Raw genomic sequence first — 9,109 nt, forward strand, 5'->3', positions numbered from 1 at the left:
AACCTACAGTTGTATAAAACACTAGAAAACCAATTAACAGAGTTTGTAAATAAACGAAAATGGACTAAAAAAACAGTTGGTTTACAAGAACGTATAGACTGTAATATTGTTATAAACGTTACAGAAAACTCTGGAGAGAACTTTAAAGCAGGCATACAAGTACAATCGTCAAGACCAGTATTTGGATCAAGCTATACAACACCAGTTTATAATATAAACGACAAGGATTTTAACTTTAGATATGTTGAATTTCAGAATTTAATATATAACGAAAACCAATACGAATCTAACTTAATATCGGTACTAACATTTCATATTTATATGATTTTAGGTATGGATGCAGATACGTTTTCTAAAGATGGAGGTACAGAATATTATACGCAAGCACAAAAAATAGTTAACTACTCACAACAAGAAAATTTTAAAGGGTGGAAGTTAGAAGATGGGTTACAAAGTAGATTTGCATTAATAGATAATATTTTATCGCCAACCTATAGAGAGTTTAGAGAAGTAATGTATAATTACCACAGAAAGGGGTTAGACATTATGGGAGACAATGTAAAGGGCGGAAAAAGTGAAATAGCTACAGCATTATTGGCCTTTAAAAAAATGAATAATAGACGCCCAAACTCATATCTAGCAAGAGTGTTTTTCGATGCAAAGTCAGACGAGATAGCTAGTATATACACAGGAGGGCCAAACGTAGATATAGCAAATTTAATAGACGTACTTAATAGAGTAGCTCCAACGTATTCCAGTAAATGGAGAAATATAAAATACTAATATAATATAGTATTAAAATAAGGTTATAACCAAAAAGCAAGACGTATAATTTTATACATTACTTAAAATATGTTAACCTCACTAACTATAAAAAACTATGCTTTAATAGAGCATCTACAAGTAGATTTTAATACAGGCTTTACTATTATTACAGGAGAAACAGGAGCAGGAAAATCTATTTTACTAGGAGGTCTATCTTTAATTTTAGGAAAAAGAGCAGATTTAAGTAGTTTAAGAGATAAAAGCAGTAAATGTATTATAGAAGCGGTATTCGACGTAACAAACTATAACTTAGAAACACTATACAAAGCTAACGATTTAGATTACGAATCTCAAACCATTATAAGGCGAGAAATATTACCTTCAGGAAAATCTAGAGCATTTGTTAATGATTCTCCAGTAAACCTTAGTAGTTTACAAACACTAGGAGCACGCTTAATAGATATTCATTCGCAGCATGAAACACTTCAATTAGTAGACGATGACTTTCAATTTCAAGTTATAGATGCTTTAGCCGATAATAAAAAAGGATTAGAACAATACAGTGCAAAACTGTCTATTTATAAAACTCTTAAAAAAGAGTTAACCACACTAATAAAATTTCAAACCGAAGCCATAAAAGAGCATGACTATAATGCCTTTTTATTAAAAGAACTAGTCGACGCTAATTTAAAAGAAAATGAATTAGAAGGCTTGGAAGAGGAGTACGAAATTTTAAACAATGTAGAAGTACTACAAGAAAAATTAACAACCGCGAACCAATTATTAAGTGAAGAGCAAATAGGTATTTTAAATACTTTAACGGAGTTAAAGAACACATTACAAAATGCTTCAACACTTTCAACTAAATACACAGATATATATAATCGTGTTAATAGTAGCTTAATAGAATTAGATGATGTTTTTGGGGAGTTAGAAGACTTTCAAAATAATTTAGATGCAGACCCTCAGCGCTTAGCAGAAGTAAGCGGTAAATTAACCGTACTTAATAATTTAATGCAGAAACATGTGGTAAACACCGTTTCAGAATTAATAGAAATAAGAGACACATTATCTCAGAAAGTATCAGATACAGAAAATATAGATGCTACAATTAAAGCTAAAGAAGAAGAAATAGCTACCGTAACATTAGCCTTAAATACACTAGCAGAAAAGATACATAAAAAACGTTCGGCAGCTATTCCAAAGCTAAAGAAGCAACTAGAAACCATTTTGTCTAGTTTAGGAATGCCAAACGCACAGTTTGATATAAGTTTAGAATTAGTAGATACCTATTATAATAATGGTAAAGAAGTATTAAACTTTTTGTTTTCTGCTAACAAAGGCGGGCACTTTAATCCATTAAAAAAAGCAGCATCTGGCGGAGAGTTATCTAGAATTATGTTAGCAATAAAATCTATTTTAACCCAATATATAAATTTACCAACCATTATGTTCGATGAAATAGATACAGGAGTATCTGGAGAAATATCAAACAAAATGGGAGATATTATGGCGAAGATGAGTGCAACAACGCAAGTATTTAGCATTACACATTTGCCACAAATTGCAGCAAAAGGACATACACACTTTAAGGTATATAAAGAAGATGTAGATAATATAACAGTTACAAACCTCGTAAAATTAAATCATGACGATAGAGTTGTTGAAATAGCACAAATGCTAGGAGGTGTAGATTTATCGAGTTCTGCTATAGCACATGCAAAACAATTATTGAATTAATAGTATCTTTGAAGAATATGGATGAGTTTAACCACGCTGAAGATTTACTTTTTGAAGTTGATAACCTTATATCTAAAAATAACATTGTAGAAGCTAAAGATTTGCTCTATAAAGTTTTATTAGATTATCCAGATTATAGCAAAGCGCATAATCATTTAGGATGGATTTATCATTTAAAAATGAATAATTATACTAAAGCTGAGACCCATTTTAAATTAGCATTAAAATATGCTAATAATTACCATTCTCCTTACATTAATTATTCATACTTTTTAGTAGATATAAATAAGTATGACGAAATGATAAAATTTGGAGAAGAAGCTTTAAAAATAGAGGGGATAGATAGAGGTACAATATATAGCTTAATGGGTAAAGCATTCGAGCTTAGAAATAATTTAGAAATAGCGTACAAATACTATAAGTACTCTAAAATAAATTCGACAAATCATAGTTTTATAGAAGAAATAAATGCTTCTTTATATAGAGTTAAGAATAAAATGAATAGTTTTCAAAAAATTAAATTTTTATTTAAATAATATAACAATCGACTAAACATAAAAACAGTATGTCATACAATTTACTAAAAGGTAAGAAAGGAATTATTTTTGGTGCATTAGATGCTAATTCTATAGCATGGAAAACTGCAGAACGTGTACATGAAGAAGGAGGGGAGTTTGTATTAACAAATGCACCTATAGCAATGAGAATGGGGCAAATAAATGAATTAGCCGAAAAAACCGGGTCTCAAATTATACCAGCAGATGCAACCTCGGAAGAAGATTTACAAAACCTTGTAGAAAAATCTATGGAGATTTTAGGAGGTAAAATAGATTTCGTATTGCACTCAATAGGAATGTCTGTAAACGTACGAAAAGGAAGAGCATATACAGACCAAAAATACGATTGGACACAAAAAGGAACAGATGTTTCAGCAATGTCTTTTCATAAAGTAATGCAAACACTTTACAAAGCAGATGCAATGAACGAGTGGGGAAGCGTAGTAGCATTAACATATATGGCTGCACAACGTGTATTTCCAGATTATAATGATATGGCAGATAACAAAGCTTATTTAGAAAGTATAGCACGTAGTTTTGGTTATTTCTTTGGAAGAGATAAAAAAGTAAGAGTAAATACTATTTCTCAATCACCGACACCAACAACAGCAGGACAAGGTGTAAAAGGATTTGATGGATTTATAGCCTATGCAGATAAAATGTCTCCTTTAGGAAACGCAACAGCATTAGATTGTGCTAACTATACAGTAACATTATTTAGTGATTTAACAAAGCGTGTTACATTACAAAACCTTTATAACGATGGAGGATTTAGTAACATGGGCGTTAGTGATGCTGTTATGGATGCTTTTGTAGGAACAGAAGAATAAACTACACACTAAAATATATTAAAAGCCTCAAAACAATATGTTTTGGGGCTTTTTAGTCTTAAAATATTACAACATACACCCTATATTAGTCTTATTTTAGTATATAGAAAAATAATACTATATTTAACTAATAACCAATTAAATAAACTAAGCATGAAAAGCATTAAGCTTTTACTATGTCTATTATGTACTATAAGTATAAAAGCTCAAATTAATTTTATAGATGAAGCCACATCTTTAGGAATAGCAGAAACCTGCGGAGACACACCAATAGGTAATGGAATAAGTTTTTATGATTATAATAATGATGGTTGGGACGATATTACATTACCATCGCAAGCAGGACAGCCATTACGATTTTTTAAAAATGTAAACGGAGCTTTTATTGAAGACAATATAAATATACCCAGTAATACTTCGCAGCACAAACAAGTTAATTGGGTAGACTTTGATAATGATGGCGATAAAGATTTATTTGTTACAAGTAATGCAAGTAGTAATAAACTATATTTAAATGATGGTAATTTAAACTTTACAGATGTTACAGTCGCTTCACAATTACCCACCACAAATATATTTACTTATGGAGCAGCATGGGGAGATTATAATAACGATGGATTTTTAGATGTTTTTTTAAGCAACAGAGATGTAAATGAAATAGTGCCTAATTATTTATATAGAAATAATGGAGATGGAACATTTACAGATGTTAGTGTGGCATCAGGAATTTTAAATGTTAGTGATTTAACATTTTGTGCCGCATTTTTAGACTTTAATAATGATGGCTGGCAAGACATTTATGTGTCTAATGATAGAATAGAAAACCCTAATGTACTATATAAAAACAATGGAGATGGAACATTTACAGACGTAAGCGTCTCATCTAACACTAATTTAATGATTGGTGCTATGTCTGTTACTGTTGAAGATTATAATAATGATGGTTGGCTAGATATTTATGTAACTAATACAGCAGAAGGTAATGTGTTTTTAAAAAACAATGGAGACGAAACCTTTACAAATGTAGCTGTAACAAACGAAACAACATTTAATAGTATAGCATGGGGAGCAGTATTTTTAGATGCAGATAACGATATGGATTTAGATATATATGTAAGCGGACTGCTTGACGGCTCTAATTCTAATTATCTATCCGCGGCTTTTTATGAAAACGATGGATTGGGGCAGTTTTCAATCCCTAATGCAGGTTTTAGTAATGACACAAGAGAAAGTTACTCTAACGCTATTGGAGATGTAGATAATGATGGATTACCAGAAATTATAGTAAGTAATGCAGATAACGAAAATATATTTATATGGAAAAACGAAACTACAACAACTAATAATTGGTTAAAAGTAAAATTAGAAGGTGTACAAAGTAATAGAGATGGTATAGGCTCTCTTATAGAAATATCTATTAACGGAAACAAACAATATAGATATACGTTATGTGGCGAAGGCTATTTAGGGCAAAACTCAGGAACAGAATCTTTTGGCATAGGTGCAAATACAATAATAGATTATGTAAAAGTGAGTTGGTTAAGTGGAAATGAAGATATATACTATAATGTTGCAGCCAACCAAACATTAAATATACAAGAAGGAAACTCCACATTAAGTATAGATGAATACAATTTGGGTACTAAAGCATTTTTGTTTCCTAACCCAGCATTAAATACACTAACTATTAAAGCAGAACATAATATTGATAGACTTGTAATATATAATGTTTTAGGAGAAGAAGTGTTGAGAGAAACATTTGCTAAAGTAAAGACTAAAAATATTAGTGTAGCACAATTAAATACAGGGCTTTATTTTATAAAATTGGCACAAGACAATGTAGAACTCTATACACTTCAATTTATAAAAAAATAAATCGATTCCACAACTTAAATTTTAAAAGCTATTAGATTACATTTGCATCATGCAATTACAGTTTTCTTTTGTTATCCCTGTATATAATCGCCCAGATGAAATAGAGGAGCTTTTACAAAGCTTTACAGCTTTAGAAGCCTCTGTAGATTATGAAATAGTTATAGTAGAAGATGGCTCTACCATAACCTGTGAATCGGTTATAAAAAAATATAATACTACACTTAATATTTCATACTATAATAAACCGAATTCTGGACCGGGAGATTCTAGAAATTATGGAATGAAAAAAGCAAAAGGAAACTACTTTATAATATTAGATAGTGATTGTATTTTACCTAAACAATACCTTACAGAAGTAATAAAAAGTTTAAAATCTAATTATGTTGATTGTTTTGGAGGACCAGATGCAGCGCATGAATCCTTTACTAATTTACAAAAGGCAATTAATTTTAGCATGACTTCCTTTATAACAACAGGAGGTATAAGAGGGAATAAAAATAGCGTAGGTAAATTTCAGCCAAGAAGTTTTAATATGGGGATTTCTAAAAAGGCATACAATACAACAAATGGTTTTGGAAGCATACATCCAGGGGAAGATCCAGATTTAACTATACGTCTTTGGAACGCTGGATATAAAACAAAATTAATTCCAGAAGCATACGTATATCATAAACGACGCATATCGTGGTCTAAATTTTATACACAAGTAAATAAATTTGGAATGGTTAGGCCAATACTAAACCTATGGCATCCAGAAACTAAAAAACTAACATATTGGTTTCCAACCCTATTCTGTTTAGGTGCAATAGCAGCAGTTATTTTAGCTATTTGTAATGTTTTTTTACCATTAGTATTACTTTCTGGATATTATTTATTAGCTTTAGTTTTAGCATTAATACAAACTAAAAGTATTGTTATAGCATTACAAGCTTTAATAGCAATAAATATTCAGTTTTATGGATATGGTACAGGCTTCTTAAAAGTAACAACAGCAATTAAATTATTTAATAAAAAACCAGAAGAAGCATTTCCTAAGCTATTTTTTAAAATTAACTAATGACTGCGTTACAATCCAAAATAGTTAAAGTAATTAAAAGTAAGAGAATTAATGTGTTTTTTCTTTTTTTTCTACTAGCGTTTATAATTTTAGTATTAACTAAATTATCTAGGGAATATACTAACACTATTACTTTTAATGTAAAACCAGAAAATGTACCAGAAGAAGTTATAGTATTAAATGATTCTACTCATCAATTAAAAGTAACGTTAACTACATACGGTTTTAAATGGCTTAATTATTATTTAAAAACACCAAGATTAGAGATAGATTTTAATGAAGATGTAAATAAAACAGAAGACTATTTTATATGGAGTCAAGCTAAAGGTTTTTCTGGTATTAACGAACAGTTTGATAAGAATACAATAATTAAAAGCATAAACCCAGATACATTAAGGTTTAAGTACGATACTAACGCTATAAAATATATTCCTGTAAAAATAAATACCGAAATTACATACAGTCCTGGTTATGATATTTTGGAGCCTATTAAAACAACCCCAGATTCCATTAAAGTCATAGGCCCCAAAACAATGCTTTCTAAGTTGGTAAGCATTGAAACAGAACCGTTAATATTAAAGAATGTAAAAACACCAATACAAAAAACATTAAACCTAAAAGTGAATGGTATTGATAAAAAAGTTAAATTAGACTATACTTCCGTTCAAGTAAGTGCAACAGTAGAACGGTTTACAGAAGGTACAATTAGTGTGCCTGTGCTTATAACTAATGTGCCTAAAGGAATAAAATTAAAGCATTTTCCTAAAAATGTAAATGTATCGTATTATACAAGTTTAGAAGCTTTTAATACTATAGATCTAATGAGGTTTAAAGTAATATGCAATTATAAAGACCTAAGAGGAGATAGTACTTATTTAACACCACTATTAATAGAGCAACCAGAAGGCGTAAAAAGTACGAGGCTACATCAAAAAAAGATAGAATTTATTATTACAGAATAAACAATATGATTACAGTAGGATTAACAGGAGGCATTGGAAGCGGAAAAACTACAGTAGCTAAAGCATTTGAAGCATTAGGAGTACCTATTTATATAGCAGATGAAGAAGCCAAAAAATTAATGGTAAAGTCTAAGGTTATAAAACGTAAATTAACAGCGTTATTTGGAGAAGAAGCCTATGTAAATAATGAATTAAACAAACCATTTTTATCTCAAGCTATATTCAATAATAAAGCTTTGTTGGAGCAAATGAATGCTATAGTACACCCAAGAGTTGGTAGACATTTTAATAAATGGAAAGCAAAGCAAAAAGCAGCATACGTTATTAAAGAAGCTGCTATTTTATTTGAAAATGGAAGCTACAAACATTACGATTATATTATAACAGTAATAGCCCAAAAATCGGTACGAATAGAGCGCGTAATGCAACGAGATAATACAACTAAAGAGAAGGTTCTTTCTATTATTAAAAACCAATGGGACGATGCTAAAAAAGTAGAAAAATCTCACTTTGTAATAGAAAACAACGATTTAGAATCTACAAAAAAACAAGTGTTAGCAATACACAAAAAACTTATTACATTTAAAAAGGAAGCTTAAATTTTAACATTTTTGTTAATGTAAGGTTAAATGGTCTTATTGCTAAATGTTAAAATATTAATTTTGAATGATGAGTAAAAAAGTATTTCTGGTTTTAGTCATCTTAATGAGTTTATCTTTAATGGGGATCATTTTTGTGCAAGCCTATTATATAACAAACTCAGTAAGAAACGAAGAAGATCAATTTGAATTTAAAGTTAAAAAAGCTTTAAGTGATGTTTCTAATGAAATTGGTAGTAGAGAATATAGAGATTATGTCTATAAACTATCAAAATTACTGAATAAAGGAGGGAAAGTTCCAGACTCTACAGCTATTTTAGATTTATATTTAAAAGAAGAAAAAGATGGAAGCAATGAGATCTCAACTTACAGACAAGGAATATTAGAAGAAAGTTATAAATTATCATCAACGCTCTTTGACATAGGTTTAGACAGTACAAGTATAAAACGCATTATTAATAGGCAAGAAACTAGGGTTATTAGAACAGATGCCGTAGACGGAAAAACTAGAACCAATGCAATGTTATCTCAGTTTGGTAATATAACACGATCTATGAACGTATTATACGAGGATTTTTATGACGAATACGCTCATAGAAAACCAATTCATAAAAGAGTTAGTAAAGAAGAAATAGACGAACTTTTAAGAGATAAATTATTAGAAAGTAATATTGATATAGATTATGAATTTGCTATTTACAGTAATGATTTAGCAACTAAAGTT

Annotated in this window: 8 protein-coding genes and 1 pseudogene; all 9 read left to right on the forward strand. The window is 29.8% G+C overall.

Going from position 1 to position 9,109, the window contains the following annotated elements; genetic code table 11:
* Positions 1 to 783: type IX secretion system protein PorD (gene porD / locus ACVC2P_RS19255; protein WP_452600072.1), on the forward strand; the 783-nt coding region annotated here is incomplete at its 5' end.
* A 69-nt stretch (positions 784 to 852) separates the two neighbouring features.
* A complete protein-coding gene (recN, locus tag ACVC2P_RS19260; RefSeq protein WP_452600073.1) occupies positions 853 to 2,505 on the forward strand; it encodes a DNA repair protein RecN in 1,653 nt (550 codons plus the stop codon).
* Positions 2,506 to 2,522: 17 nt separating this feature from the next.
* A complete protein-coding gene (locus ACVC2P_RS19265; protein ID WP_452600074.1) occupies positions 2,523 to 3,041 on the forward strand; it encodes a hypothetical protein in 519 nt (172 codons plus the stop codon).
* Positions 3,042 to 3,070: 29 nt separating this feature from the next.
* The gene (locus tag ACVC2P_RS19270; RefSeq protein WP_452600075.1) at positions 3,071 to 3,892 is read left to right on the forward strand and encodes an enoyl-ACP reductase FabI; all 822 of its coding nucleotides are present in this window, start codon (positions 3,071 to 3,073) and stop codon (positions 3,890 to 3,892) included.
* A gap of 153 nt (positions 3,893 to 4,045) precedes the next feature.
* The gene (locus ACVC2P_RS19275; protein ID WP_452600076.1) at positions 4,046 to 5,767 is read left to right on the forward strand and encodes an FG-GAP-like repeat-containing protein; all 1,722 of its coding nucleotides are present in this window, start codon (positions 4,046 to 4,048) and stop codon (positions 5,765 to 5,767) included.
* Between the two features lie 49 nt (positions 5,768 to 5,816).
* Positions 5,817 to 6,824 (forward strand): glycosyltransferase, encoded by a 1,008-nt coding sequence (locus ACVC2P_RS19280; RefSeq protein WP_452600077.1) that lies wholly within the window; start codon positions 5,817 to 5,819, stop codon positions 6,822 to 6,824.
* Positions 6,824 to 7,786 (forward strand): YbbR-like domain-containing protein, encoded by a 963-nt coding sequence (locus ACVC2P_RS19285; RefSeq protein WP_452600078.1) that lies wholly within the window; start codon positions 6,824 to 6,826, stop codon positions 7,784 to 7,786. Before ACVC2P_RS19280 ends, ACVC2P_RS19285 begins: the two co-directional genes overlap by 1 nt.
* 5 nt (positions 7,787 to 7,791) lie before the next feature.
* Positions 7,792 to 8,385 carry a dephospho-CoA kinase gene (coaE, locus tag ACVC2P_RS19290; RefSeq protein ID WP_452600079.1) on the forward strand — a complete coding sequence of 198 codons (594 nt, stop codon included), beginning with the start codon at positions 7,792 to 7,794 and terminating at the stop codon, positions 8,383 to 8,385.
* A gap of 67 nt (positions 8,386 to 8,452) precedes the next feature.
* A pseudogene (locus tag ACVC2P_RS19295) lies at positions 8,453 to 9,109 on the forward strand (two-component sensor histidine kinase); the annotation flags it as partial.

Source organism: Pontimicrobium sp. MEBiC01747, assembly GCF_053601635.1.